Origin of the sequence: uncultured Veillonella sp. (genome assembly GCF_963522475.1) — a bacterium.
Lineage (GTDB): Bacteria > Bacillota > Negativicutes > Veillonellales > Veillonellaceae > Veillonella.
The window spans coordinates 169430-196033 of sequence record NZ_CAUQYW010000001.1 but is presented as its reverse complement, the minus strand read 5'-3'; the positions used below and the strand labels follow the sequence as shown (position 1 = coordinate 196033).

The 26604-nt window shown below is 39.3% G+C and carries 23 protein-coding genes; 17 read left to right on the top strand and 6 right to left on the bottom strand.

Annotated features, from left to right (window positions below):
• Positions 1 to 191: 191 nt before the first annotated feature.
• From RWP19_RS00885 to trpA, 8 genes are all read left to right on the top strand, one after another.
• Positions 192 to 533, top strand: a complete 342-nt coding sequence (locus RWP19_RS00885; protein WP_314356097.1) for a hypothetical protein — start codon at positions 192 to 194, stop codon at positions 531 to 533.
• A 106-nt stretch (positions 534 to 639) separates the two neighbouring features.
• Positions 640 to 1569: a DUF805 domain-containing protein gene (locus RWP19_RS00880; protein ID WP_314356096.1), complete on the top strand. Its 930-nt coding sequence runs from the start codon at positions 640 to 642 to the stop codon at positions 1567 to 1569.
• A gap of 409 nt (positions 1570 to 1978) precedes the next feature.
• The gene (locus RWP19_RS00875; RefSeq protein WP_105083450.1) at positions 1979 to 3448 is read left to right on the top strand and encodes an anthranilate synthase component I family protein; all 1470 of its coding nucleotides are present in this window, start codon (positions 1979 to 1981) and stop codon (positions 3446 to 3448) included.
• Complete coding sequence (locus RWP19_RS00870) at positions 3448 to 4014, top strand: aminodeoxychorismate/anthranilate synthase component II (protein WP_295275868.1); 567 nt, start codon at positions 3448 to 3450, stop codon at positions 4012 to 4014. The genes RWP19_RS00875 and RWP19_RS00870 overlap by 1 nt, the downstream gene beginning before the upstream one ends.
• A 545-nt stretch (positions 4015 to 4559) precedes the next feature.
• Positions 4560 to 5570 (top strand): anthranilate phosphoribosyltransferase, encoded by a 1011-nt coding sequence (gene trpD / locus RWP19_RS00865; protein WP_295275865.1) that lies wholly within the window; start codon positions 4560 to 4562, stop codon positions 5568 to 5570.
• Between the two features lie 3 nt (positions 5571 to 5573).
• On the top strand, positions 5574 to 7019 hold the full coding sequence (trpCF, locus tag RWP19_RS00860) for a bifunctional indole-3-glycerol-phosphate synthase TrpC/phosphoribosylanthranilate isomerase TrpF (protein WP_314356095.1): 1446 nt from the start codon (positions 5574 to 5576) through the stop codon (positions 7017 to 7019).
• 13 nt (positions 7020 to 7032) lie between these two features.
• Positions 7033 to 8226 carry a tryptophan synthase subunit beta gene (gene trpB / locus RWP19_RS00855; RefSeq protein WP_314356094.1) on the top strand — a complete coding sequence of 398 codons (1194 nt, stop codon included), beginning with the start codon at positions 7033 to 7035 and terminating at the stop codon, positions 8224 to 8226.
• Positions 8219 to 9010, top strand: coding sequence for a tryptophan synthase subunit alpha (gene trpA / locus RWP19_RS00850; RefSeq protein ID WP_285365306.1), 792 nt, complete (start codon positions 8219 to 8221; stop codon positions 9008 to 9010). The genes trpB and trpA overlap by 8 nt, the downstream gene beginning before the upstream one ends.
• Positions 9011 to 9130: 120 nt before the next feature.
• Here the strand turns inward: trpA and RWP19_RS00845 are convergent, their stop codons facing one another.
• Positions 9131 to 9421 (bottom strand): hypothetical protein, encoded by a 291-nt coding sequence (locus RWP19_RS00845; protein ID WP_295276105.1) that lies wholly within the window; start codon positions 9419 to 9421, stop codon positions 9131 to 9133.
• 166 nt (positions 9422 to 9587) lie between these two features.
• On the opposite strand from RWP19_RS00845, the gene RWP19_RS00840 reads away from it, so the two are divergent.
• The 3 genes from RWP19_RS00840 (at position 9588) to RWP19_RS00830 (ending at position 11934) form a co-directional block, all read left to right on the top strand.
• A complete protein-coding gene (locus tag RWP19_RS00840) occupies positions 9588 to 10511 on the top strand; it encodes a DUF805 domain-containing protein (RefSeq protein ID WP_295276103.1) in 924 nt (307 codons plus the stop codon).
• A 1-nt stretch (position 10512) separates the two neighbouring features.
• Positions 10513 to 11082 (top strand): DUF805 domain-containing protein, encoded by a 570-nt coding sequence (locus RWP19_RS00835; protein WP_314356093.1) that lies wholly within the window; start codon positions 10513 to 10515, stop codon positions 11080 to 11082.
• 216 nt (positions 11083 to 11298) lie between these two features.
• Positions 11299 to 11934 carry a DUF805 domain-containing protein gene (locus RWP19_RS00830; RefSeq protein ID WP_295260209.1) on the top strand — a complete coding sequence of 212 codons (636 nt, stop codon included), beginning with the start codon at positions 11299 to 11301 and terminating at the stop codon, positions 11932 to 11934.
• A 59-nt stretch (positions 11935 to 11993) separates the two neighbouring features.
• On the opposite strand, the gene RWP19_RS00825 is transcribed toward RWP19_RS00830, so the two are convergent.
• Genes RWP19_RS00825 through RWP19_RS00815 form a run of 3 tightly spaced genes read right to left on the bottom strand, consistent with a single transcriptional unit; the run spans position 11994 to position 13914 of the window.
• Positions 11994 to 12638, bottom strand: a complete 645-nt coding sequence (locus RWP19_RS00825) for a hypothetical protein (protein ID WP_314356092.1) — start codon at positions 12636 to 12638, stop codon at positions 11994 to 11996.
• A gap of 13 nt (positions 12639 to 12651) precedes the next feature.
• Positions 12652 to 13263, bottom strand: coding sequence for a hypothetical protein (locus tag RWP19_RS00820; RefSeq protein ID WP_314356091.1), 612 nt, complete (start codon positions 13261 to 13263; stop codon positions 12652 to 12654).
• Positions 13264 to 13272: 9 nt separating this feature from the next.
• A complete protein-coding gene (locus tag RWP19_RS00815; protein ID WP_314356090.1) occupies positions 13273 to 13914 on the bottom strand; it encodes a hypothetical protein in 642 nt (213 codons plus the stop codon).
• Positions 13915 to 14035: 121 nt separating this feature from the next.
• Here RWP19_RS00815 and RWP19_RS00810 point away from each other — a divergent pair, with 121 nt between their 5' ends.
• Both RWP19_RS00810 and ileS read left to right on the top strand, forming a co-directional pair.
• The gene (locus tag RWP19_RS00810) at positions 14036 to 14692 is read left to right on the top strand and encodes a hypothetical protein (protein ID WP_314356089.1); all 657 of its coding nucleotides are present in this window, start codon (positions 14036 to 14038) and stop codon (positions 14690 to 14692) included.
• A 378-nt stretch (positions 14693 to 15070) separates the two neighbouring features.
• Positions 15071 to 17905, top strand: coding sequence for an isoleucine--tRNA ligase (ileS, locus tag RWP19_RS00805; RefSeq protein ID WP_314356088.1), 2835 nt, complete (start codon positions 15071 to 15073; stop codon positions 17903 to 17905).
• Positions 17906 to 18448: 543 nt separating this feature from the next.
• Here ileS and RWP19_RS00800 read toward each other — a convergent pair.
• Complete coding sequence (locus RWP19_RS00800) at positions 18449 to 20818, bottom strand: sel1 repeat family protein (protein ID WP_314356087.1); 2370 nt, start codon at positions 20816 to 20818, stop codon at positions 18449 to 18451.
• A gap of 139 nt (positions 20819 to 20957) precedes the next feature.
• Positions 20958 to 21740: a basic amino acid ABC transporter substrate-binding protein gene (locus RWP19_RS00795; protein WP_285365620.1), complete on the bottom strand. Its 783-nt coding sequence runs from the start codon at positions 21738 to 21740 to the stop codon at positions 20958 to 20960.
• 173 nt (positions 21741 to 21913) lie between these two features.
• Between RWP19_RS00795 and RWP19_RS00790 the strand changes: the two genes are divergently transcribed.
• The 4 genes from RWP19_RS00790 (at position 21914) to guaA (ending at position 26566) form a co-directional block, all read left to right on the top strand.
• Entirely contained in the window at positions 21914 to 23095 is a 1182-nt protein-coding gene (locus RWP19_RS00790) for an amidohydrolase (protein ID WP_314356086.1), read from the top strand.
• Between the two features lie 143 nt (positions 23096 to 23238).
• Entirely contained in the window at positions 23239 to 24393 is a 1155-nt protein-coding gene (locus RWP19_RS00785; protein WP_314356085.1) for an HAD family hydrolase, read from the top strand.
• A 182-nt stretch (positions 24394 to 24575) separates the two neighbouring features.
• Positions 24576 to 24773 carry a DUF362 domain-containing protein gene (locus tag RWP19_RS00780; protein ID WP_178884269.1) on the top strand — a complete coding sequence of 66 codons (198 nt, stop codon included), beginning with the start codon at positions 24576 to 24578 and terminating at the stop codon, positions 24771 to 24773.
• A 257-nt stretch (positions 24774 to 25030) separates the two neighbouring features.
• Positions 25031 to 26566, top strand: coding sequence for a glutamine-hydrolyzing GMP synthase (guaA, locus tag RWP19_RS00775; RefSeq protein ID WP_314356083.1), 1536 nt, complete (start codon positions 25031 to 25033; stop codon positions 26564 to 26566).
• The last annotated feature ends 38 nt before the right edge of the window (positions 26567 to 26604 follow it).

Sequence of the window (26604 nt, the reverse complement as noted above, 5' to 3'; positions counted from 1 at the left end):
CTCCTCCGCATAATAATCAGTAGAAGCTGATAACATATGTAGTTTCAGTATACTATTAGTATTTAGAGGAACACAATATAAATATTCTGAATTTCTCGACTGCTTGAGAGAGGAGATATTCAATTTTAGCTATTTGTATTAGAATAAATTAATATAAGAATTAATGAAATATAAATAGTAAACGGTAGATAATGGTAGAACTTAATTTTGATATGATAATTGCCGTATTTGCCATGATAATACTTAATTGTAGAGGGTATTATAAGTATGTTATGGGCAAGCAACTCTCTGAGCGTGAAGCAGCTAAGAGAGAATTTATGTTATTTCCCAATTTATATAAATGGGTCTGTATATGTAGTTCTTTATTGATTATTGTTGCATTTACTTATTATTGTATTGAAGGTTTAACAGAAATTTCGCTTGGATTTATGATAATTTCGGGCATTTCTTTTATTGCAAGTCGAATACTACAGATTGCTCAAAAGAAAGCATCTAAAGACTACAAGAATAGTCTTATTGTGATAGTATTTTGAGCTTTATATTACTATTGTTTATCTATATGTTTTTGTATTGATTATATTTACATAGCTTTAGTTTATAGATATCCTTCGGTATGAGAGAGAAGAGAGATTTATTTTAATGTGGTTAGATAATGAACTTTCACTATTTAAACAAAATATAGAAATGCAGCGAGTGAATCAACGTATAGGCCGATTGGCATTTTTATGGGCTGTACTTGGTTTAATGGGAAGTAAATTTTTAGCGTACCTTATATTTGTAGTATTGATAGGATTTATTCAAGATGGTTTGTTTCAAGGCAGTACATATTTGTCATATATTTATTTTGGATGTTTGCAGATTATACATATAGTAGTAACTATTTTTTTACTTAAACGTAGATTGAATGACTGTGGTTCATCCTTGTGGTATATGATTTTAGTACCCATAGCATACCTAAGTTTGTGGGTATATTGGGGTATGAGTTTTAGTTTGGAATCTATATCCGAAACCTTTATAAATGCAGGCTTTCATTGGGACGGATTTTTTTGGCAGTATTTTATCTTGGCTTGCTTTGCGTTGCCACTTAGTGTGCCAGATTCTAATAAGTATGGTTTAGATGAAGGACGAGATAGATATAATAACTATATTACTGCCTATACTCGAAGTTCTACGATTACTAAAGCTACAAATAATAGTAAATTTGACTATATTTGTAGCTGTATATGGGATGTTTTATTTGCTAAGCTATTTGATATTAAAGGAAGAGCTTCCGTATCAGCTTTTTGGGTTGGTCTCATAGGAACTCGTCTTTTCATGGATATCATTATGAATATGGTTATAGCCGTAGTATCGTTAATTGTTCAGCTTGGTATACCTCTTTATATACCACGTTGGGGATTTATGGCTATCCTGATATGGCCAGCTTTAGCGATAATTACATTAGGCATACGTAGACTTCATGATTCCCTATTAAGTGGGTTATGGATTATTGGTCTTTTCGTTCCGTATATTAATATTTTTGTTAGTTATCATCTTTTGTTTAAAAAATCTTGGCATATTGAAAGTTAAGATTCTCCTTGACTTTCATTCTATAGAAAACGTATAATCAGATTATAATTTTATACTCGCCTAAAAGAAACTGATGAGGTGGAGATAAAAATAGGAAATGCACTCACAGAGAGCGGGATTAGCTGAGAACCCGTAGTACGCAGCTTATTAAATGGACCACCGAGGGCGCATGGAACAGAATGAATTTCATTCCTAGTATGGTGCGACGTCACACGAGCGTTAGTCGTGAGGGATATGTTAGTATCCTGCGAAAGGGGAGTGCGCTGCATTCAAACAAGGTGGTACCGCGATTTATAGCATAATACAAGTATTTTCTAATAATCTTGTAAAAATAGAACTATAGACTCGTCCTTGACGTTATATTGTCATGGGCGAGTTTTTTTATTGGCATCGCCAGATGGAGGTTCTCATGATTTTTCCCAGTTTAGACCGTGTGAAAGCTATCGCACCGGGCTACGATATCGTGCCTGTATATATGGAAATTTTATCCGACGTACGCACACCGATTAGCGTGTTGAAAGCATTAAAACAAGTGAGCAGTCATACGTACTTGCTTGAAAGTGCGGATAATAGTAATCATTGGGGCCGTTACTCCTTCTTGGGCTATGATCCTAAGATTGAGCTATTCTGCAAAAACCATAAAATGACCATCAAAGACGGTACAACACGTACCTTTGAGTGTTCTGATCCTGCTGCAGAGATTCGCAATATTTTGAGCCAATATAAAAGCCCTCGCTTAGAAGAGTTGCCAACCTTCACAGGTGGCTTTGTAGGTTACTTTGCTTGCGAATATATCCGCTATATCGAGCCAACATTGGATTTCCCAACACCAGATGATGACTCTGCTATGGTTAACGACGTAGACCTTATGCTCTTTGATAAGGTAATCGCCTTTGACCATTATAAAAATAAAATCTACTTGATTGCTAACATTAGCACAAACGATTTAGAACGGAACTACAACAAAGCTGAGCTTGAGTTAAAAGCACTAGCTGATCTCGTAGTAAACGGCAAAGAGGCAGATGTTCCAAAAGGAATTCTTAAAACAGAGTTCACTTCTGAGTTTACAAAGGACGAGTTTGAAGCAGTTGTTAAAAAGACACAACATTACATCAAGGAAGGGGATATCTTCCAATGTGTTGTATCTAACCGCCGTGAAGCTGAGTTCGATGGTAGCTTGTTAAATGCATACCGCGTATTGCGTACATTGAACCCATCTCCATATATGTTCTACCTATCTGGTGGCGATGTAGAGCTTACAGGTGCTTCTCCAGAAACATTGGTAAAATTGACGGATGGTAAAATGTACACCTTCCCAATTGCAGGTACTATGCGCCGCGGTAAAACCGAAGCCGAGGACCTCGCTATTGAAGAAAAACTCATTAATGACGAAAAAGAGTTGGCTGAACATAACATGCTCGTTGACCTTGGCCGTAACGACTTAGGTAAAATTGCTAAATTCGGTTCCGTACAAGTAGAGGCGTTACATATGTTGCAACGTTTCTCCCATGTTATTCACATTACATCTACTGTAAGCGGCGACATTCAAGACGGTAAAGATGCCCTCGATGCTATCGGTGCTACATTGCCAGCTGGTACTTTATCTGGAGCTCCTAAAATTCGTGCTATCGAGATTTTACATGAACTTGAAAAAAGCCCGCGCGGTGTATACGGCGGCGCTGTAGGTTACATCGATTTCTCCGGTAACATGGACGTATGTATCGGCATCCGCATGGCTATGAACAAAGGCGGTAAGGTCTATGTTCGCGCCGGCGCAGGTATCGTTCGCGATAGTGTTCCTGCTAGTGAATATAACGAAACCTTGATCAAAGGCCAATCCATGATTTCCGCAATTACAGATGCACAGGAGGTAGAATAATGGTACTCCTTATAGATAATTACGATAGTTTTTCCTTCAATTTATACCAATTAGTAGGCTCTATCAATCCAGACATTAAAGTCATCCGCAGCGATGAATTAACAGTTGAAGAAATCCGCGCTTTAAAACCAGACTATGTGATACTTTCACCAGGCCCTGGCAGACCAGCTGATGCGGGTGTATACGAAGACCTATTGCGCGAATGCAAAGGTGAATTCCCAATCCTCGGCGTATGTCTCGGACACCAAGCCATCGGCGAAGTATTCGGTGGCACCGTTTCCTACGCAAAACAAGTTATGCACGGCAAACAAAGCGTAGCCAAACAAGTACACTCATCCAAAATCCTTAAAGGCATACCAGAACAATTCGAAGTGGCACGCTACCACTCCTTGGCAATTATCGATGAAACCATGCCAAGCGAACTTATCGTTACATCCATTACAGACGACGGCGAAGTAATGAGCGTAGAACATAAGGATTACCCAATCTACGGCGTGCAATTCCATCCGGAATCAATCATGACGCCAAACGGGGAACAAATGATTCGCAATTTCTTAGAAAAATAACTATTGTTTAATTTAGGTATTGAGGGGCTATTTATAAGCCTTAGAATGATAAGGCAGAAATAAGGCCTCTTGGAGTTCTTTAAAACCTTATTTCCTGCCAACTCAACCTTGGCAGGACCTATACTAGCCCCTCTGCAATACATATATGGAACAGTAACTATATTTTTCTATAGAAATATGCGAACCAGAACCCCTAATATAAGAAAAAGTGGTGCGTAGCACCACTATTCCCACTTTCCCGATAAAGGGATGACCTGTGCGTTACTCCATATAATGCGCAGGATCATTTAAGAGATATTGAATTGTTGTTCATTTTATTGCGAATGTGACGATGAGTAGGGCATATAAAAGATTAAATGTCATAGCGTTTATGTGAGTTCACGGGGTTCTGGGCCCGACTTTGGCCCTGCGAAGGCCGTAGGCCGTAGTCAGACCCGGCCAGTGGAGGGCATAGGTCCCCGTGAATCACATGTTGCATTAACGCAGGTATATGCCCTATTAACGTAGAAGCGAAGTAAAATGAACAACAAGTAAGGAGATATAAAATGATTAAAGACGCATTATATGCAGTAACGCATGGTCAAGATTTATCCTACGACCTTGCAAAAGATACAATGAACAAGATTATGAGCGGCGAGGTAGCTGAGGTGCCTATGGCTGGTTTCTTGTGCGCTTTGGCGGCAAAAGGCCCTACTGTAGATGAGGTTACAGCCTTTGCTGAGGTTATGCGTGAGAAGGCCGGTTCTGTACCTCATGAAGGTACTGTTGTAGAAATCGTAGGTACTGGCGGCGACGAAGCGAATACGTTCAACATTTCTACTACATCTGGTTTTATCATTTCTGCAGCAGGTATTCCGGTAGCAAAACATGGTAACCGCAGTGTATCTAGTAAATGTGGGGCTGCTGATTTGATCGAAGCATTGGGCGCTAAATTAGAGCTCAATGGTGAACAGAACGAGGCAGTCCTTAACAAAGCCAATATGTGCTTCATGTTTGCTCCTGTATACCACCAAGCTATGAAATATGCTGGCCCTGTACGTAAGGCGTTAGGCGTTCGTACTGTGTTCAATATTCTCGGACCTTTAGCAAATCCAGCAGGCGCTACTGTGGAGTTGATGGGCGTTTACGATAAATCTTTGGTAGAACCATTGGCTCGTGTATTGGCTAACCTTGGTGTTAAACGCGGTGCTGTGGTACACGGCTTCGATGGCCTTGATGAAATTACGGCTACCAACAAAACGTATGTGTGCGAAATTAATAATGGTACTTTCACAAGCTACGAATTCGATCCTAAGGACTATGGTTTCGAATACGCTGATAAAACTGAGCTTGAAGGTGGCGATGCTACAGTAAATGCTGAGATTACACGTCGCGTTCTTGGTGGTGAGCAAGGCGGCAAACGTACGGCGGTTCTCCTCAACGCAGGCATGGCCATTTACCTTGCAAAAGAAGGCCTTACATTGGCAGAGGGCATTGAAGAGGCGAAACATATGATCGACTCTGGCAAGGCTCTTGCCACAATGGAACAATTTGTGAAAGCAACACAAGAGGTATAACCATTGATTTTAGATACAATTGTAGAGGCTACTAAAGCTCGAGTGGCCAAAGAAAAAGAGATGGAAACGCCTGAGGCTGTGAAAGCAGCGGCCTTAGCGTTACCATTTGATACAGGATTTCCTTTTGAAGCGGCTCTTCGTCAGCAAGACTTTAACTTTATTTGTGAAGTAAAGAAGGCATCTCCATCAAAAGGCATCATAGCAGAGCACTTCCCGTATTTAGATATCGCCAAAGAATATGAAGTGGCTGGTGCTGCGGCTATCTCTGTATTGACAGAGCCAGACTTCTTTAAAGGTGATAAAAAATATTTGCAAGAAATTGCAAGTACTGTCAAAATCCCTGTACTTCGTAAGGACTTTATCATCGATGAATACCAAATCTACCAAGCAAAGGTATGGGGCGCTAGTGCAATCCTATTAATCTGTGCATGCCTCGATGTGCCAACATTGACCAAGTTCCGTGAGTTAGCGGACTCTCTTGGATTATCCTCTTTGGTAGAGGCTCATGACGAAAAAGAAGTACAAATGGCCATCGATTGTGGGGCACGCATTATTGGCGTTAATAACCGTAATTTGAAAGACTTTACTGTAGACGTACAAAATAGTGTGCGCTTGCGCAATCTCGTTCAAGATGATGTAATTTTTGTATCTGAAAGCGGTCTAGAAATGCCAGAGGATATTCAAGTGTTGCGGGATAACAATATTGGAGTAGCCTTGATGGGTGAAACCTTTATGCGTTCTCCTAACAAGGTTGAAAAGTTGGCATATCTCTATGGGCCAACATACTACACGCCAAAGGTTAAGATGTGCGGCATCTCCAAAGTAGAAACAATACCTGCTATAGTAGACGCAAAGCCAGATTATATGGGGCTTGTATTTGCTCCTAGTAAGAGACAAGTTACGGTAGAACAAGCTAAGACGCTTGCTGAAGAATTACATAAGCAATATGCCGCGAGATATAACAGTGGTGCAGACCAATCCGATATTGATGAAATCAAAACGGTTGGTGTTTTCGTTAATGAAACGCTAGATAACCTTGTTACGATTGCGGAAAAAGTTCATCTTGATGCGGTGCAATTGCATGGTGATGAAGATGAGACTTTCATCCAATCCTTAAAAGAATGTACTAATGTAGAGGTTTGGAAGGCAGTTCAAATTCGTAGTGCTAGTGACGCAGAAAAATGGATTGATAGCAGTGCAGATATGCTGTTGTTTGATGCGTATCATAAGGATGAACGCGGCGGTATAGGCGAAGTGTTCGACTGGTCTTGCTTAGATGCTTTTGAACGCCCGTTTATGCTCGCCGGCGGTATTGATAGTACGAATGTAGCACGTGCTATTCGTACAGTTCGACCTTATGGCATCGATATTAGTAGCGGTATTGAAACAGATGGCGTGAAGGACGATGAGAAGATTAAAGCTTTCACAAATATTGTGAAATATATATAGAAAGGTTAGTTATATGAGTGAACAAAGACATGGCTATTTTGGTGCCTTTGGTGGCCAATTTATGCCAGAAACATTGATGAATGCAGTCATCGAATTGGAGGAGGCATACAACAAGTACAAAGATGATCCTGATTTCGTACGCGAACTTGAGGATCTACATAAAAAATATACAGGTCGTCCATCCCTTTTATACTATGCAGAACGCATGACAAAGGACCTTGGAGGCGCCAAAATTTATTTGAAACGTGAAGATTTGAACCATACCGGTTCTCATAAATTAAATAACGTAATCGGTCAAATGTTATTGGCAAAACGGATGGGTAAAACTCGCGTTATTGCTGAAACCGGTGCTGGTCAACACGGCGTGGCAACAGCTACTATCGCTGCGTTGATGGGCATGGAATGTGAAGTATACATGGGGGCAGAGGACTGTGAACGTCAAGCACTTAACGTATATCGTATGGAATTATTGGGCGCCAAGGTGCATCCTGTAACAACTGGTACAAGTACATTAAAAGATGCTGTATCTGAAGCGATGCGCGAATGGACAAACCGCATGTCTGATACACATTATGTATTAGGCTCTGTTATGGGGGCGCATCCATTCCCTATGATCGTTCGTGATTTCCAGTCTATTATCAGTCGTGAAGCGCGTGAACAAATTCTTGAAGCAGAAGGTAAATTGCCAACAGCTGTTATGGCTTGTGTAGGTGGTGGTTCCAATGCGATGGGGATGTTCTATAACTTTATTCCAGATGAAGGCGTTCGCCTTATCGGTTGTGAAGCAGCAGGTCGCGGAATTGATACAGAAGAACATGCAGCAACAATTGCAAAAGGCTCTGTTGGTATCTTCCATGGCATGAAATCTTACTTCTGCCAAGACGAAGATGGCCAAATTGCTCCAGTATATTCTATCTCTGCAGGCCTTGATTACCCTGGCATCGGCCCTGAACATGCGTACTTGCACGATAGCGGCCGTGCAGAATACGTGCCTGTAACGGATGATGAAGCGGTGGATGCATTTGAATACTTGTCTCGTTTAGAAGGCATTATTCCAGCTATTGAAAGTGCTCATGCAGTGGCACATGCACGTAAAATTGCGCCTACTATGAGCAAGGATGATATCATTATTATTTGTTTATCTGGTCGTGGCGATAAAGACGTAGCGGCTATGGCAAAATATAGAGGGGTGGATCTTCATGAGTAAAATTAAAGACGCTTTCACAAAGGGAAAGGCATTCATCCCGTTCATCAGTGCTGGCGATCACGGTATTGAAAATACAGAACGTTATATTCGCGTGATGGTGAAAGCTGGTGCGGATATGGTAGAAATCGGTATTCCATTCTCCGACCCAACAGCGGAAGGTCCAGTTATTCAAGAAGCGAGTACACGTGCATTATCTACAGGCGTAAAAATTCATGATATCTTTGATATGGTGCGTCGTTTGCGCAGTGGTGATGATGCAGTGACAGTACCACTCGTGTTCATGACTTACTTGAACCCTATCTATGTATTCGGTCGTGAAAAATTCTTTACTCTCTGTGAAGAGGTTGGTATCTCTGGTGTTATCGTGCCAGATATGCCCTTTGAAGAAAAAGGGGAACTTGCGAGTGTAGCTAATAAACACGGCGTTGAAGTAGTATCCTTAATTGCTCCAACATCTGAAAACCGCATCGAAATGATCGCAAAAGATGCAGAAGGCTTTGTGTACTGCGTATCTTCTCTCGGTGTTACAGGCATGCGTAGCGAAATCAAGACAGATATTAAATCCATTGTTGAGACGATTCGCAAATATACAGATATTCCTGTAGCCGTTGGCTTCGGTATTTCTAAGCCAGAACAAGCGGAAGCAATGGCTCGCGTATCTGACGGTGCTATCGTTGGCTCTGCTATCGTTAAAATCGTGGCAGAACATGGTGAACATGCTGACCAAGCGTTATTTGACTACGTACAATCTATGAAGCAAGCGGTACAAAAAGCTAACGCATAATAAAATGATAATACAATACATCATAAAAAGGACGTTATACATGTGTATAACGTCCTTTTTATGTTAGTTAGTTTAGTTATGTGTCATATGACTGGATAACCAGTTATGAAAGGGGAATGATTAGCCGTTTGTAGATTCGGAACGTTGATGTTGCTCACTACGTTTAGCAGTGGCATTTTTATCATGTTTTTCACGTTCAGAAATTTTGTGTTTTCTATGTTTATTTCGATCTGGTTTGAACCATGGATGGGCACTGCTATCTACAGTACCATCATCGTTCTTTTCCATGCGATGGTTTTCGCCGATTTTGAAGTGGTAATCATTAGCTTGCGCTACATTAGCACCAATACCAACTGTTAAGAATGCTGCCAAGCTGGCCATAGCTACTACTTTAGTCAATTTAGCGTTCATAAGTATTATCTCCTATACAAACTTAATTGCACGAATTTTAGTTGTAAAAAATATATTATTAGTATAGATAAAATTAATGAAGAAAAAATGAAATGTAAGCCTTGGTAAAGCATAGTATAATAGTAATATCTAAGTTTGTATCATATCTAAATATAGTAGGAGATTTATGAAGCAGAGAGTATTTAACATCCTCTATCGCGAGCTAGTAGAAAACTATGCAAATGGTAAAGGAAGAACAACAACAGCCGACTTTTGGCTTACCATAAGCGCTATGACCTTTGTATACGGTCTAGTTACATTCATAACAGGTCTTGCGACCTTCATTCCTTATGGATTTCTATATGCCATATCCTTAGGGGGCGGTGTATTGACGGCATTGACGGTATTATTAACATTGCCGACTATTATGCTAGTAGCTAGACGATTGCGTGATTCTAATAATGATCCAACTTTGATGATTCTTGTCTTTGTTCCTATTTTAGGATGGTTGATTTTGCTGTACTTATTATGTAAGCGGTCGGCTTCTCGACAAGAAGTAAACATAACTAATGAGCAGATATCTGTAGAATCTAGTATAAGTGAAAAGCAGTCTATTTCTGGTGTATTCATTGTGGCTATCCTTGTTTTAGGTTGGATTGCTAGCAGTGTAGGAACCTCAATGATGGGGCATAATTATATGGTAGAAGAAGCAGCTTTTGGTAATTTAGGACAGGGGGCTTTCACTAAGAAAGCAAATCGCTTGTTACGTAGTGATTCCGCTACAACGGAAGGTTATCTAGTTGTGAAAGAGTATTACCAAGCACTTGCGAATGGGGACTATCATAGTGCGTATCGAGAATTGAGTAGTCGTGAAATGGAACGATATGGTACCTTTGATCTTTGGCAACAAGCTAAAGAAAAGAAATCTCGTTCGGCAGTCAAGTCTATACAATTAGACTATGTAACTCAAGATATTGATGATGATACTGTGGTGAATTATATAGGATATCGAGTGGATTTTGTAGATGGAAGGCCATCTATGTTAGTGCGTTTATATAATATGGGTAATGATTGGAAAATCGTCGGTTTCGAAGAGTTTGAGGAGGACTAGTATGGCATCTGTAAATGTATATGATTTAAACTATACCGATGCCTTCGTGCTAGGCATCAAAAACTATGCTAACTTTAAAGGTCGTGCAAGCCGTAGCGAATACTGGCGCTTTATGGCTGGAATGATGATGGTTCAAGGAACGTTGGGGATAGTAGCCATTCTTTGTAAAGGTGTGGGGCTCTATAATTTTGAGTCCATTATTGATACGATTACCCTGTTAGTGACTTTATTCTTTATAATCCCCAATCTTGCTATTACAGCGCGACGTATGCATGATATTGGGCGTAGTGGCTGGACTCAGATTATCTCCTTTATTCCTATTATAGGCTTCTTTATATTCTTAAATTATGAATTGAAACGAGGCGATGAAGGCGAGAATAGTTACGGTGAGAGAACTGCCTATGTTCCTGTTACTGCTATGATTAGTAACTCTATAGGTCTTGAAGAAACACCTTCTCGTCGTCAAGACTGGATTATGGGGATTACCATTTTTATTATTCAATCTATCGTATTTGGTAACACCATAGGTGATATACTATGGTATGGTATAAATGCTAATGGATACTTATAGTATTAACTTGCATTTGGTAGCATATTTATTATTTTATTTTATAAAAGTTTAACAACTCCTTTATAGACAATATAATACTTTGTAGTAAAATGAAAACGAAATGAATTTAAAGTTATAGATATGATATTTTACAACATATCTAAGTTACTATATGTGTTAGAGCAACAGGACTTTATGAGTTTTACGGTTTCCTGCTGTGGTTGGAAGGAGTTTGTTATGAGACCTTGTCCATATTGTGGACACGAGGTGTTAAAAAGTGAACGATACTGTCCAAACTGTGGACGTATCCGTAAAGCACCCATTTCGTTAGATAAATATAGTCTAGGCATGATTGAAAACTTTAAACAATGTTTTGTTTATAAATACGCTGACTTTGAAGGCCGTGCCAGTCGTAGTGAATATTGGAACTTCTTTTTGGTATATCAATTACTCTTTGTGGCTATTCTATTCACCTGTGCATTCTTGAGTTATATTAGTCCACTTTCAAGTGCAGTTGGCGTAGGCGTTGGCTTAGTCATTCTTGTGCTCATATCTGTTGTTATGGTTATCCCTAGTGTTGCCGTTGCAGTTCGTCGTTTGCACGATCAAGGTCGCTCTGGAGGGATAGTATTTATCGGACTAGTTCCTGTCATTGGTACAATTGTATTGTTAGCCTTGATGGCGCTTCCTGGTGAAAACCATACAAATCGATTCGGATCACCTACAGGCCAAGTTATCCTCACAAAACAAATGGCTCATGAAATTGGTTTGATTGATGCTACGCCTACCACAGGCCTTACAGCAGGTCTACTATGTGCCATCTTTGTGCTGTGGTTCTTGGTAGATCGATTACTTACAACTAGTGTGATGTAGCTCATAAATAATATATTTTTTATAAAAGAAAGCTCCTACTTAAGTAGGAGCTTTTGGTGTTATTTACTACTAGTTAATATACTATCATCAAAAGTAATTTTATCAATAATGACAAGATTGTGGTTAGATCCGATAGCACGATTACCATACTTATGGAATTTTGTTTCTAATTCAATACGTCTAGCATTTTGTATTTGTTTTAAAATGTCATTAGTTACATCTGGGGATGTTTCTTTTTTATATCGAATACCATTAATTAATAATGTATTATCCTTTTCGATATATCTAATGATTGTACGACCTTCATCATAGCTGAGTTGATTTTTATACTTATCTTTTTCTTTATCATCTTTTTCATTTTGTGGTGTTATCTCTTTCGCTGTTGTTGTTCTAGAGTCTTTTTGAAGGATAAAGTTGATATTATAAGTATTATTGGCTTGCTTTACACTATCATCAAATGATGGGAAGAGACCTCCATGGGGCTTAGGATAGTTCTTCTCTGATTTATAAAATAGTTTATCTTCTGTTACCATATATTCTTTGCCATTTTCTTGGAATGTTATACGGTACATAACATTGTTGCCATCATAGCCAACCCAAGTTCCTAGATACTTGTTTTCGCTTTCGTTTTTGCCACAGCCTACAATAATAATAGTAGATAACAGCATAACCATAATTAAGCTGAGTTTAAAAATGTACTTCATATGCTATATCTCCTTATTTTGCAGTATCTAAAATAGAATCATTAAAGGAAAAATCGAATTGAATGGTTGGCTTTGGTTTGAAACTACCAAATGTATCTTTTTTGCGTTCCTCCACAACAAGTTTTTTCATATCTTCTTTTAATTCTGGTAAATATGCTTGAACAGAATTATCATCAGATTGCTTTTTGAAGATTACTTTGTCGAAAACTAAGGTGCCATCTTTTTCGTTATAAATAATTGGTTTAGGACCTACATCTAATTTATTGTCAATAGCAGAAGTAAGTTTGTTATGTATAGAATCGCTAGATTTGGTTAAGAGATAATCTGCATTGGCAGGAGCTGTATCTCCACCATTTTTAGTGTTATCAGCTTCTTCAAGACCACTAGAAAAATAATCCATTAAAGGATAATAGGAGTAATCATATAAAGATACTAATAGTTGGCCGTCGATATTTTCAATTATTAATTCTTGAATATCATCTTTATCATTAGTTTTATTATAAGCAATCCAAGTACCTTCAAATTTGCTGTTAGCATTATTGCTTTTGTTATTATCACTACCACATGCAGTTACAAAGAGCATTGTGAAAGTTAGTAATAGTGTAATTATAAAGTTACGTTTCATATGGTCTCCTTATGCAGCATCTCCATAATATTTACGACGTAAGTAGAAGATGTAGCCACCGCCAATGACAGCAACGATAGCAACGCCGATGCCAATATAGAATAACCAACCGTGGCTTGGCTTAAAGACAAAACGGATATGTTCGCCTAGGGTGAATAGTATAGTGTTGTCATTTTTTAACGTACCTGATTGAACACTTGCTTTATCGATTGTCCCAGATACAGAGATAGTTGTGTTTCCAAGTGAAGTACCTAAATCCACAATATAATCACCAGTTGTTGTTTTTTCTAATGCTGGTGCTAGGTTTTCGTTCTTAGATTTCAACACCATAGCATTTCTAATTAGAGTAAATTCGTCTATGTTTTTAAATTCTGAGGCTATTAACCAAGACTTATAAGGTGTTGTATCATTATCCTCAACTGTTATTGTTTTACCATCATTATTAATAGCTTTGATGGTGTAGGTAGGCATTGGATATTCTTTTATAAGTTCGGTAATAACTTCTTTTTCAAGAGGTTCTGCTTGGGATTGAATAGTCGCATTCCAAGTACCACTACCATCATTGTCAATTTTTACATCTGAATCTATTGTGGCACACCCAGATAGTAGTAACATACATAAACTAAGAATCATAAGGGATAATCTTCTCATAGTATTCCTCTCTTTCACACTACAAATTTAAACTATCTATAAAATGCTAGTTATGATATATTGTACATTAATTAGATAAACCTAAGCAATATGTGCAGTTGAAAGGAATGATGAAATATTAATGAAGTTTAAACAGATTGGGGTCGTAAAGAGTATATTGGGTATTTTAGTAGTAATTGGAATAGTTGTGTCTGCTGGATATGGACTGTACTATCAATTTGTGTATAAGGAGTCACCAGAATACTCTCTTCGAGTGGTTTATAATGCAATTCAAAATGGTGATCCAGATACATTTTTTGTGATGGTTGATGGGGAAGGCATTTTGCATAAGGTGTTTGATCCGTATATTGAGAAATTGTTAAAAGAATCTGATGGACGGAATATATCTCAAACTAATTCAAAAGGAGAAACTAAGATTTTGAATCTTGGAGAAGCATTGCTGTTTACAGCAATAGATAATTATTATTTAGATGTAAAAGAGGTATTACTTAACCAAGATTTAAGGAGTCATATACCGAATAGACCTGACCCTAAAGATCCGTTTAAAGATAATTTGCAGACGTTAAAAGAGGTAGGGCGATATGAATTAATTTCCATAGAAGAAAAAAATAAGAACAATGGAGTTGTTAATATAGAAATTCGTGCATTGGATAAGAAGACTAATGAAACCAAAGTATTACCGATAGAAATGACTCAAATGGATAATAAAATGTGGCGGATTACTGGCTATGACTATAAGACATATAGTTTGCCATATGATGGATTTGATAGAATTTAATCAGAGGCTGTATTTTATTTGTGTCGCTTGGTTGATATCAATAAAATTTAATTGTTATACTTTCATCGTTACTTTCCTAATGCGGAATAGTTTTCCAGTTGACAATTCCCTCTTATGAGCTCTATAATTATCTATTATATGAAGATTGCGTTGAAAAAGACGGCATGTCTCAGACGGATTTAGTAGAGACCAAACTCATGGGCTGAAAGGTTTGGAAATCTAGAGATGTGCGGATCACTTTGGAGCAAGCAGGAACCCTGCCGGTGAACACCGTTATATGTCTAAGTGGCTTTCACAGAAGGTCAGTAGGGTGGTACCACGGATATTACGTCCGTCCCTTCGGGGACGGGCGATTTTTTTATGTAAAAGGAGCATATCATGGATTACGGTAAGACGTTACATTTGCCTGAAACAGAATTCCCAATGCGCGGCAATTTGCCTAAGCGCGAACCAGAAATTTTAAAGTTCTGGGAAGACAACAAAATTTATCAAAAACGTTTGGAATTGCGTAAAGACGCAAAACCTTTCATCTTGCATGATGGCCCTCCATACGCAAATGGTAAATTGCACATAGGTCATGCCCTCAACAAAACATTGAAGGACATCATCATGAAATACAAAACAATGACTGGTCATTATACTCGCTATATCCCTGGTTGGGATACGCACGGTTTACCAATTGAGCATGCGGTTATTAAAAACACTGGTCTTAACCGTCATGAAATGGCGCCATTGGATTTGCGCAATAAATGTAAGGAATATGCATTAGAATGCGTAGAAACTCAAAAACAAGACTTCATTCGCTTTGGTGTATTAGGCGAATGGGAACGCCCTTATTTGACATTGCGCCCTGAGTTCGAAGTAAAACAACTTGGTATCTTTGGCGAAATGGCAAAACGTGGCCACATCTATAAAGGTCTTAAAACTGTATACTGGTGTACACACTGCGAAACTGCATTGGCAGAAGCAGAAATCGAATACGCTGAGAAAAAATCCTTCTCCATTTACGTAAAATTCCCTTACGTATCCGAGAAAAAGGTAACATTGCCAGCTGGCGTAGATCCAAAACAAGCATTTGCTGTTATCTGGACAACTACTCCTTGGACAATGCCTGCCAACGTAGCAATCTCTGTTAACCCTGACCTTGAATATGGTTGGGTAAAAGTAGGTGACGAATACTACTTGATGGCTACTGAACTCGTTGATGCGGCTATGAAAGATATCGGCATTGAAGACTATGAAATCGTAAATCGTTTCTCGGGCGCAGACTTAGAATTAGCTGAGTTCAAACATCCATTTGTTGAACGTGGCTCCACTGTATTGTGCGGTGACCATGTAACACTTGAAGCTGGTACTGGTTGTGTACATACAGCTCCTGCACATGGTGAAGACGACTTTAACATCGTTATGCGTTATAACAAGGAAGGCAAAACAGAGCTTCCTATCGTATCTCTTGTTAATGAAACTGGTAACTACACTAAACAAGTGGACGACAACCGTTATGGTGATACTGAATTCCCATTGGCTGGCGTTGAAATTCACGATGCTGAAGTGCCTGTTATCAAAATCTTGGCGCATAACAATGCATTGCTTCATAAATCTAGCTTGCGTCACCAATACGCTCACTGCTGGCGTTGTAAAAACCCTGTTATTTACCGTGCTACAGAACAATGGTTCTCCTCTGTAGATGGATACCGTCAACAAGCGCTTGATGCAATCGACAATCAAGTACAATGGATTCCTAAATGGGGTCATGATCGTATTTATAACATGGTTCGTGACCGTGGTGACTGGGTAATTTCCCGTCAACGTATTTGGGGCGTGCCAATTCCTATTTACTATTGTGAAAGCTGTGGCGAGCACATTATTAACGATGATACGATCAAAGCATTACAAGAAAAAGTAGCTGTAGAAGGCTCCGATGCTTGGTGGGCTCACAGTGCAAAAGAATTATTACCAGAAGGTTTCAAATGTCCTCATTGCGGTCATGATGAATTCAAAAAAGAAACAGACATCATGGACGTATGGTTTGACTCTGGTTCCTCTTGGTCTGGCGTACTTGAAGTTAACGGCTTAGATGTACCATGTGCTATGTACCTTGAAGGTTCCGACCAACATCGCGGTTGGTTCAACTCTTCCTTGTTAACTGCAGTAGCAACAACTGGTAAAGCACCATATAATTCCGTATTGACTCACGGCTTCGTTGTGGACGGCGAAGGTCGCAAAATGTCTAAATCTGTAGGTAATACAGTAGCACCTAGCGACATTATCGACGTATACGGCGCTGACGTTATGCGTTTGTGGGTATCCTCTGCGGATTACCAAGCAGACGTACGTTTGTCCAAAGACATCGTAAAACAATTATCCGAAGTATACCGTAAGATCCGTAATACATTCCGCTTCTTGCTTGGTAACTTGGATGACTTCAATCCAAACACTGATAAAGTGGCTTACGCAGATATGTCCGAATTCGATAAATGGGCATTGTTGCGCTTAGAAGAAGTACGTCAAAAGGTTACTGACGCATACGAAAACTATGAATTCCACATGTTGTACCATGCAATTCATAACTTCTGCACAGTAGACTTGAGCTCCATCTACCTTGATGTAATGAAAGATACTATGTATGCTGAAAGCAAAAACAACGTAGCTCGTCGTTCTGCTCAAACAGCAATGTACGAAATCTTGAAAACATTGGTAGCTATGGTATCTCCTGTACTTTCCTTCACAGCAGAAGAAGTTTGGAAATACATGCCTAAAGAAGACGGCATGCCTGAATCCGTTATGCTTCAAGATTGGCCACAAGGTCATCCTGAACACTTCAACCAAGAATTGGCTGATAAATGGAACCAATTGTTAGACTTGCGTACTTCCGTACAAAAAGCATTGGAACTTGCTCGTCAAAATAAAACAATCGGTCACCCATTGGATGCATCCGTTACAGTATATGCTGAAGGCGCTGCATTCGACGCATTGAACGCTCTTGGTGAAGACGGCTTAGCTAAACTCGTTATTGTATCTGAAGCTCACATCGTAAACGGTGCTGCACCGACAGAGGCTGTAAAAGACGAGGAAACAGGCGTAGCTACAGTAGTTGCTCCATCTGAACTTGAAAAATGTGAACGCTGCTGGATCCACCGTGACACAGTAGGTCAAGACAGCGAACACCCTACACTTTGCCATCGTTGTGCAGAGGTTGTTAAATCTTTATAATCATAATTGCAAATACATAATGTAAAGTATTTATTATGTGTTAAGCAGTAAATAGAAAACCCTTCTCTAACATTGTTAGTTTATGTTGAACTAAGTTTAGATAGAGAAGGGTTTTTATTTCATTTTGAAGAATTTTTGAGTGTTGGTTATGATGATATTATAGTATGATGTGCTTTAAGTATAATAGTTACATTGTTTTACAAATTATTAAAAATTTATAGAAATTTATGAATTCATTGTATGCTATCTTTCTCATAAAACTATCTATAATAATTGCTAGTTTATTATTTTCCTCATGAAAAATTAATGTGTAAAAAATTACTCATTTCACATTAAATTTAATATCTTAGTTTAAGATATTTATAGTTAGTTTAGTTATTGTGCTTATATGAGAAGGAGGAAGAACAATGGTAGCAACTATCGTTAAAGCAATCTTGGCTGCGCTTACTGGTTTAGCAAACGCAATCTTGCCTTTATTCAAATAACAATTTCATTCCCCAGAAAAAAGACCACCTGGCTTGCGGGTGGTCTTTTTCTTATATCCTATTGTAACCCCTTTGGTACGTTGAGTTTTTTCCAGTTATCTAATTCAGGTATTTCCAAGGTATTAATCGTTTTTTGAATCCAGTAGTTTAAGGATACTTCGTTACCTAACTGTTGTTCAAATAAATAGGTATTGCCTGGTGTATCGAGAGGTTTACCATCCTTGTCGATGGAGTGGCGCATGGATTCTTTCAGATAGAGTTGCACTCTAAATGGATTTGCGTGATTGCCTCTGAAAATAAAATAGGAGGGACCAATAAAGTCATGGGTACGGACATTAATTTGTTCGTACTTTTTGTCTTTTAAGCCTTGTAATGCGGTTTGTATCATGGCATTCGCATCGTCGTATTCTTCAAGCAAGAAAGCTTGTTGATCTACGTCGAGTACATAGTGCCACGTTGGTTTTTCTTCATTCTTTTCAATAGACCAGTTATCACCAAATGCAGGTAACTGATGATTATCATAGAGGTCTTTTAACAGATATTTAGCATCCTCTTTCTTGAATAGCGCTCGGTAGATAACCTCTTGACCCTCTGTAGGGTCATATCCATGTAATCGTACTTGGTATGTATCTCTTGGCATGCGCTTTACATCTAGTTTAAAGATGTTGCGTAACGTATCTGGGACGGATAGAAAATGATTGTAAAAGCTCAGTTTCATTTCTTCTTGTGATTCTAAAGCATGCTCAATGGTTTGCCAATCATATAAGGTGGTATCCCATAAGAAGTCATCCATGTTTACAGATAAGCGAGCCGCATTTTGAGGCCATTCAGTGTGACCAGGCCGTACTGTTGAGGTAGACTCTGTAAAGCCCTCTTTATAGTGCCAATGACCGTCTATTTCTTCGAAGACCGCCAAGCGCTCTTCTGCTTCATTATCGATAGGGATATCCTTTAGCTCTTCATCAAGGTTTGCCTTGTGAGATAGCATATATTGATGAGACTCTTCGTAATAGGCTACAGCGGCATCTAAATCAGGTTTGCCTGTGATATAGCCTTTTTCATAGGCATACCCTAGAGCGACACGTGTTAAAGCTCGTGTAATATCATAGAATAGAACGCGATCTTCCTCTTCTAATGCGCGCTTTTCTTCATCGAGTACACGCGTTAAGGATTGCACGCCAAAGCGTATATTTTTTGTTACTCCTAAGCCATGGATTCGCATATAACCAATATATGGTAATGAGAACATAAAACGCTCTTTTGTGGCAGCCATGTGTGTTAAATCAGCAATGAGACCCCAGTCGAGAGGAAGGTGGCCTATGTGGAAAATATAACCGAAGGCCGCTTGCAATGCAGCATAGCCGGCGTCGTTAAAATATTTAGTAGCTGCACGACGGTAGAGACCAATCGCTTTTACTGGATCATAAGGGATGACTCTGTGTAGTTCTTTGGTGTCATAGAAATGATAGTAATAATCTGCTAATTCAGCGGTGCTTTCAGCTTGGCCCAAGGCAGCACCTTTCGTGAACCATGTGAAAGCATCCTCAAATTTTCCATGTTCATGACAGTCTAGGCCGGTGTAGAGCATCATAGTTGGATTGCCTAGCTCAGCAGCAGTTAATGCTATACGGCGCGCATTATCAAAATCGCCTTCGTCGATATAGATATTACGTAAATTGCCTTGGAACATGGCAAGTCCATTGTTGAGGGCCTTGTTAAACCATTCTTTGGCGAATGTAGTAGCATTTTCCTGTAATGTTTCGTCTAAAACAGTGCCTTGTAAGGCTCTGATACGTTCTTGTATAGAACCTTTTTGTAAGCTTTGTTGAATCCGTTTTGCCAAGCTTAGGCGGGGTGGTGTAATCATATCCCGAGCTAAGCTAATGCGATCATCATCGCGCCAGAAAAAGACATTACCTATAATGTACTGACAAAATGCATCATCTTGCTTTGCATAGTTGTAGACAATACGAAAGGCGTCATTAAAGGTGATTTGCATGTCCTTTTCAACAGTAGGTGTAATTGAGCCCTTTATCCGCAAGGCTTGCAAGGTGCCGATTGGACTACAGCGGCGAATGCTATCGTGCAAGCATTGATAGGTACGCATGTTGTTTTCAGGGAAATTAGATTCCTCCCACGTAAAGCGTGAACCTGCGTAGATACGAGCCAATAAAGCATATGCATCAGCTATCTCTCGAGACTCTGGATCGTTTGCTATTTTTAATGCGTCCTCTTTAGTGTCAATTTCGTTTTCGAGAGAGGTAGTCATATCGTTGCGCAAGGCTTGATGCTTTGTTTGCTCAGGGCTTTGCTGATTGTTTACGATGAGCTCTAATTGGCGTAAGCCTTCTTGAGCCATCTCTTGATTATATGATGTGAAAATCATGTGGAAGACCTTTTCTAGGCGTTCCGTAAAGTACTGTGCCATAAGGCCTCCTTTATATTAATTACATTTACTATAGAATACGTATTTATTATATAACGAACGTAAGAGACCGTAAAAGAGGGAAAACCCCTCTGAAGTCTTTCAGAGGGGTCATATTTATCCTAGTTCATAGAGATAGATATTATTTTTTGTTGTAATCGCCGAACCATTTGTCGTAGATTTTTTGGTAAGTGCCGTCTTCTTTAAGTTCTTTAAGAGCTTTGTTAACAGCTTCTTGTAAAGCTTTGTTGCCTTTTTTCACACCAAGTACTGTGCCTGGGGATTGAGTAGGTTCGCCTACGAGTTTAAGGTCTTTGTCAGCACCTTGTTTGAGGTAGTACATAGCAACTGCGTTATCGATAATAGCACCATCGATTGTGCCAGCTTTCAATTCCATGAAGATATTAGCGTTGGAATCGATTTCTTTTACTGTTGTACCAGGAATCTTTTGAGCCATTTCAACAGGGATTGTACCGATTTGAGCACCTACAGTTTTACCAGCTAATTCATCCATGTTATGGATTGTTGTGTTGTCTTTACGAACAACTGTGATGAAACCGCCTTGGTCGAAGTATACATCGGAGAAGTCCAATACTTTTTCACGTTCAGGTGTAGCATTGATGCCTGCTGCGATCATGTCGATATCGCCAGATTGAACTGCTGGAATCAAAGCATCGAAGCCCATGGATTTGAATTCCATTTTTAAACCTAATTTTTTAGCAATTGCTTCGGACAAATCAACGTCGAAACCAACGTATTTGTCGCCTTCAGTAAATTCGAATGGTGGGAATGTAGTTTCAGAACCTACACGCAATACACCTTCTTGTTGTGTCATTTTGGGTTTGTCATTACCACAACCAGCCAATAAACCCATTGCTGCTACCGCTACGAGGGCGATGGCTGTCAACTTTTTGAACTTAAACATAGAAACCTCCTCAAACATCCATATACATGGTTTATCAAATTCTGTTTATATTGTACGGAATTTTACAATAATAGGCAATAACATTGTATAATTAAGAATACATGAGTTATAGATTTAATGTTGTAGAGTATCTTCGTTCATTACAATCATTTGCATATATACATGGAGGCAATATGTCCCTTACAAATACATTTTCTGATCTTTGTAAAAGCTTCGCACCCGATGCGTTTGCTGTTAACTATACATTAGCTAAGAATCCTGAGCTTTCTAGTCATGAATTTGAGACCGTAAAAACGATTGGTGCTGTTCTCGAAAAATATGGTATAGATGTAACTTATGAATTTTGTAATCTACCAACAGCGTTTAAGGCATCTCCTGTAAAAGTAGATAATCCTAAAGGCCGTTTGGCTATCCTTTGTGAATATGATGCATTGCCAGAGGTGGGCCATGCATGCGGTCATTCTGCCAGTGGCTCTATGAGTGTTCTGGCAGCATTAACACTACATAAAATGCAACAAGACGGCGTTGCTTTCAATATGGACATCGATATTATCGGTACACCAGATGAAGAAGCTACAGGTTGTAAGGTGGATATGTGTAATGCAGGCGTATTTAAAGACTATGATTTAGCTATCATGGTTCACCTCGATGGTGAAGAAACACGACCTAATTCACAATTCTTGGCACTAGACTGTTTCCGTGCACGCTATCACGGTAAACCAGCTCATGCTGCAGGTGAGCCTTGGAACGGCATTAATGCGGTAAACGGCGTACAACTTGCTATTCACGCGATGGATATGATGCGCCAACAAGTGCGACCTGAAACGCGCATCGGCACATGGATTATTGCTGGTGGTACTGCATCTAATGTTATCCCTGAGTTTGGCGAGTTGGAAGTAACCGTACGTCATACAGAACGGGACTATTTGAATGGCCTATCTGAACAGATTAAGAAAATTTTTGAAGGGGCTGCCCTTTGTACTGGAACAACAGTTGATATAGAATTTTACGGCAATCCCTATGATGATATGAACCAAAATCACCGTGGCACTGCTCTTATTGAAGCGGTCATGGCAGATATGGGCCTAGACTTTGAACCGGGACCAGCAGCCCTCGGCGGTAGCTCCGACATCGGTAATGTGAGCTATCAATGTGCGGCGTTCCATCCGAAATTACGACTTGCTGGGGACGATAAAGTATGTCACTCTAAAGAGTTTGCAGCTGCTATGCTAGAATCAACCATTGAACAAACAATCCTTGATGGAGCCAATATTATTGGTCGTACATTATTAAGTTTGGTAGAAAACCCAGCAGTATTAGAAGAAATTGTAGCTGAATTTAATGCATCTAAATAATTTTATTTGTATGTAATCTAACCAATCTATCTGTTTAATTATTTATATATACAACTATTTATCTAGATAACTATGTGTCTAGATAACTGTGTATCTATTTAATTCTTTATCTATTTATATACTACTGTATTAAAGGAGGCTTCATGTCCTCAACTGAAACATTACAAATTAAAAACTACATAGGTCTCAAGGGTGATAAGCCTATTAAATTCATAGCCTCTGATGTTGATGGCACATTAGTTAACGATGCAAAAGCAATTCCTGATGAGGCTATTGAGGCTATTCGTGCCGCTCGTGAAAGTGGCATTCGCGTAGCCATCGCTTCTGGTCGCGCTTGGAATGAGATGAATGATGTTATCGAGAAACTACCATGTTTACGCTATTTCATGTGTACCAATGGGGCCTATGTAATGGATAAGGAAGAAAACCGTAGTTTGTTCCATGTAACCTTTGATAAAGAACAAGCACTCTATTTGTTGCGCAAACTGTTAACCTATGGTGTCTATGTAGAGGCTTATGTGAAAGATAAAATCTTTGGTATGTATCCACCGTCTAGATGCATTACGCCTGAACGATTAAGCGCATGTGCTAGTGAGCGTAAATCGCCTAATACAAAAGGTTCGGTTGGACTCATGGATAATCATCTACCTAGCTTAATGAATCATCCTCAACTTGGTGTACCTGAGGAACATCTACCTGGTGAAACCCATGATCACTATGCCTTAGCTGAAGGTGATGAAGCAGCAAATGATAACTTATCTGAATGTGAAGTAGAACAGTCTAATTTCTTCTTTAGACCTAATATCCGTCCATTTATCTTGGCAACACGAACTATGGTGCCTGATTTATTAGCTCATATGGAAGCCTTAGACGAAGGCCCTGAGAAGATGCAAATCTTTTATGGCGATGAGCCTATGCGCCAAAGAATCTTACAAGATTTGCGTGATGAATATCAAGGTATGTCTCATGATGGTACAGGTCGTGAACGCTTTTATGATGTACTGCTCTCTAGTGAAGGTAATCTCGAATTCGTACTACCACATACCACAAAGGGGACCGCTGTAGAAGCACTGGCAAATCACTGGAAATTTAGTCCCGATGAAATTATGACCTTAGGGGATAGTGAAAACGACCTATCCATGCTGCGATTTGCAGGTGCTAGCGTAGCTATGGGCAATGGGAAGCCAAATATTAAAGAAGCAGCGCGTTATGTGACGACGGATAATAACCATCATGGCGTGGCTAAAGCAATCTATTCAGCTATTGCGTATAACAATGAATTACTAAAAAAACAGTAAGTATATCTCAAATTAGAGATACTACCAGTTAAAAGTAAATCTTTCTAATCTGGATTGTGCTCGATATGTGTAAATTTGAGATACTACCAGTTAAAAATAAATACTTTTAACTGGTAGTATCTGAAAAAAACTATACACATTCGTTTGTCGGTTTTTATCAAGAGCGTAGGAGGTGATGTGGAATGGGAAATCTAAAGTTTAATATAGATGATACTTGTGTTAAGTGCGGTGCGTGTGCCGTAGATTGTCCTGTTCAATGCATCACCCAAGGAGAGACTCGGTTTAACATAGGTAAAGGGTGTATTGGATGTGGTGACTGTTATTCTATCTGTCCCGTAGGGGCTGTAAAGATGTCTAAACGTGAGACTGATAAAGAATAGTCTCTTGAAAGGGTAGAGCCTCTTATAGGTCATCTCATTGTATTGAGTTATGTATAGAGTAAAACTAAAATCCGAACATTAAAATATTAATCATAAATTTCATACGGAATATATGGAGTCCATATACTTCGTATGGTATAATGAAATGTAATGAAATTTAGCGTTTTGTTCGAGAAAACGCACCGCCAGTACAGAAATGTAAGGGTATTAAAAAATAGTGAATATACTTTCACAAATAGATGCATATGGAGGAAGGCATGGAAAACAAGGAATTTGTTATTGTTGTTGACTTTGGTGGTCAATATAATCAATTGATCGCGCGCCGTGTTCGTGAAAATCACGTATACTGCGAAGTATATCCATACAACAAAGCGCTGGACAAAATTAAAGAATTAAAACCGCAAGGTATCATCTTCACAGGTGGCCCTAACAGCGTGTATGAAGAAAACTCTCCAAAAATCGAAAAAGAGATTTTTGAACTTGGTATTCCAGTTCTTGGCATGTGCTATGGTATGCAATTTATGGCGCATACATTGGGTGGCGAAGTTAAATCTGCTGACAATCGTGAGTTTGGTAAAACACCTACTAAAGTGGACACTACATCTCCATTGTTCAAAGGCTTGGACAAAGACCAAGTTGTGTGGATGTCCCACGTTGACTATGTAGCAAAAGTTCCTGAAGGGTTCGAAATCATTGCGCATACAAAAGACTGCCCTGTTGCATCTATGCAAAATAAAGAACGCAAATTATACGCTATGCAATATCATGCAGAAGTATTGCACACTGAACATGGTAAAGAAATGCTTCACAACTTCTTGTATGAAGTATGTGGTTTCACAGGCACATGGACAATGGCAAACTATGCAAAAACTGCTATTGAAGAAATCCGTAACACTGTAGGCGATGGTAAAGTATTGTTAGCATTGTCCGGCGGTGTAGACAGCTCCGTTGCGGCAGCTCTTATTTCTAAAGCTGTTGGCGACCAATTGACTTGTATCTTCGTTGACCATGGTTTAATGCGTAAAAACGAAGGCGACGAAGTTGAAGCAGCTTTCAAAGATTCCGGCATGCATTTCATCCGTGTAGATGCTGAAAAACGTTTCTTAGATAAATTGGCTGGTCTTGAAGATCCAGAAGCTAAACGTAAAGCTATCGGCGAAGAATTCATTCGCGTATTCGAAGACGAAGGTCGTAAAATCGGCTCCGTTGACTTCTTGGCGCAAGGTACAATCTACCCTGACGTTATTGAGTCCGGTACTGGCGAAGCAGAAGTTATTAAATCTCACCACAATGTAGGCGGCTTGCCTGCAGTTGTAGACTTCAAAGGCCTTATCGAACCATTGCGTAATCTCTTCAAAGACGAAGTACGTGAACTTGGTTCTGAATTAGGCTTGGCTGACTACCTCGTATGGCGTCAACCATTTCCAGGTCCTGGTCTTGCTATTCGCGTAATGGGTGAAATCACGAAAGACAAACTCGACATCTTGCGTGATGCGGACTACATCTTCCGTGATGAAATTGCAAAAGCTGGTCTTGATCGCAGCATCAACCAATACTTTGCAGTATTAACATCTACACGTACTGTAGGCGTTATGGGTGACTTCCGTACATACGATTACACATTGGCATTGCGTGGCGTAACAACAACAGACTTCATGACTGCTGACTGGGCGCGCATCCCTTACGACGTATTGGACACAATCTCCCGTCGTATTGTAAACGAAGTACAACACATCAACCGTATCGTGTACGATATTACATCTAAACCACCTGCTACAATTGAGTGGGAATAATAAGAAATATTGATTTTAAATTCATTAACTGAACTTTT

Excerpts from the sequence above, each read along its gene's own strand:
- RWP19_RS00840 (WP_295276103.1), top strand. The coding sequence starts at position 9,588 with ATGAAGCAGAGAGTATTTAACATCCTCTATCGCGAGCTAGTAGAAAAC.
- trpD (WP_295275865.1), top strand. The coding sequence starts at position 4,560 with ATGATTAAAGACGCATTATATGCAGTAACGCATGGTCAAGATTTATCC.
- RWP19_RS00870 (WP_295275868.1), top strand. The coding sequence starts at position 3,448 with ATGGTACTCCTTATAGATAATTACGATAGTTTTTCCTTCAATTTATAC.
- RWP19_RS00785 (WP_314356085.1), top strand. The coding sequence starts at position 23,239 with ATGTCCTCAACTGAAACATTACAAATTAAAAACTACATAGGTCTCAAG.
- RWP19_RS00885 (WP_314356097.1), top strand. The coding sequence starts at position 192 with ATGGTAGAACTTAATTTTGATATGATAATTGCCGTATTTGCCATGATA.
- trpB (WP_314356094.1), top strand. The coding sequence starts at position 7,033 with ATGAGTGAACAAAGACATGGCTATTTTGGTGCCTTTGGTGGCCAATTT.
- RWP19_RS00795 (WP_285365620.1), bottom strand. The coding sequence starts at position 21,740 with ATGTTTAAGTTCAAAAAGTTGACAGCCATCGCCCTCGTAGCGGTAGCA.
- RWP19_RS00880 (WP_314356096.1), top strand. The coding sequence starts at position 640 with ATGTGGTTAGATAATGAACTTTCACTATTTAAACAAAATATAGAAATG.
- RWP19_RS00830 (WP_295260209.1), top strand. The coding sequence starts at position 11,299 with ATGAGACCTTGTCCATATTGTGGACACGAGGTGTTAAAAAGTGAACGA.
- RWP19_RS00810 (WP_314356089.1), top strand. The coding sequence starts at position 14,036 with ATGAAGTTTAAACAGATTGGGGTCGTAAAGAGTATATTGGGTATTTTA.
- RWP19_RS00815 (WP_314356090.1), bottom strand. The coding sequence starts at position 13,914 with ATGAGAAGATTATCCCTTATGATTCTTAGTTTATGTATGTTACTACTA.
- RWP19_RS00820 (WP_314356091.1), bottom strand. The coding sequence starts at position 13,263 with ATGAAACGTAACTTTATAATTACACTATTACTAACTTTCACAATGCTC.
- RWP19_RS00875 (WP_105083450.1), top strand. The coding sequence starts at position 1,979 with ATGATTTTTCCCAGTTTAGACCGTGTGAAAGCTATCGCACCGGGCTAC.
- RWP19_RS00825 (WP_314356092.1), bottom strand. The coding sequence starts at position 12,638 with ATGAAGTACATTTTTAAACTCAGCTTAATTATGGTTATGCTGTTATCT.
- RWP19_RS00780 (WP_178884269.1), top strand. The coding sequence starts at position 24,576 with ATGGGAAATCTAAAGTTTAATATAGATGATACTTGTGTTAAGTGCGGT.
- RWP19_RS00835 (WP_314356093.1), top strand. The coding sequence starts at position 10,513 with ATGGCATCTGTAAATGTATATGATTTAAACTATACCGATGCCTTCGTG.
- guaA (WP_314356083.1), top strand. The coding sequence starts at position 25,031 with ATGGAAAACAAGGAATTTGTTATTGTTGTTGACTTTGGTGGTCAATAT.
- RWP19_RS00845 (WP_295276105.1), bottom strand. The coding sequence starts at position 9,421 with ATGAACGCTAAATTGACTAAAGTAGTAGCTATGGCCAGCTTGGCAGCA.
- trpA (WP_285365306.1), top strand. The coding sequence starts at position 8,219 with ATGAGTAAAATTAAAGACGCTTTCACAAAGGGAAAGGCATTCATCCCG.
- RWP19_RS00800 (WP_314356087.1), bottom strand. The coding sequence starts at position 20,818 with ATGGCACAGTACTTTACGGAACGCCTAGAAAAGGTCTTCCACATGATT.
- RWP19_RS00790 (WP_314356086.1), top strand. The coding sequence starts at position 21,914 with ATGTCCCTTACAAATACATTTTCTGATCTTTGTAAAAGCTTCGCACCC.
- ileS (WP_314356088.1), top strand. The coding sequence starts at position 15,071 with ATGGATTACGGTAAGACGTTACATTTGCCTGAAACAGAATTCCCAATG.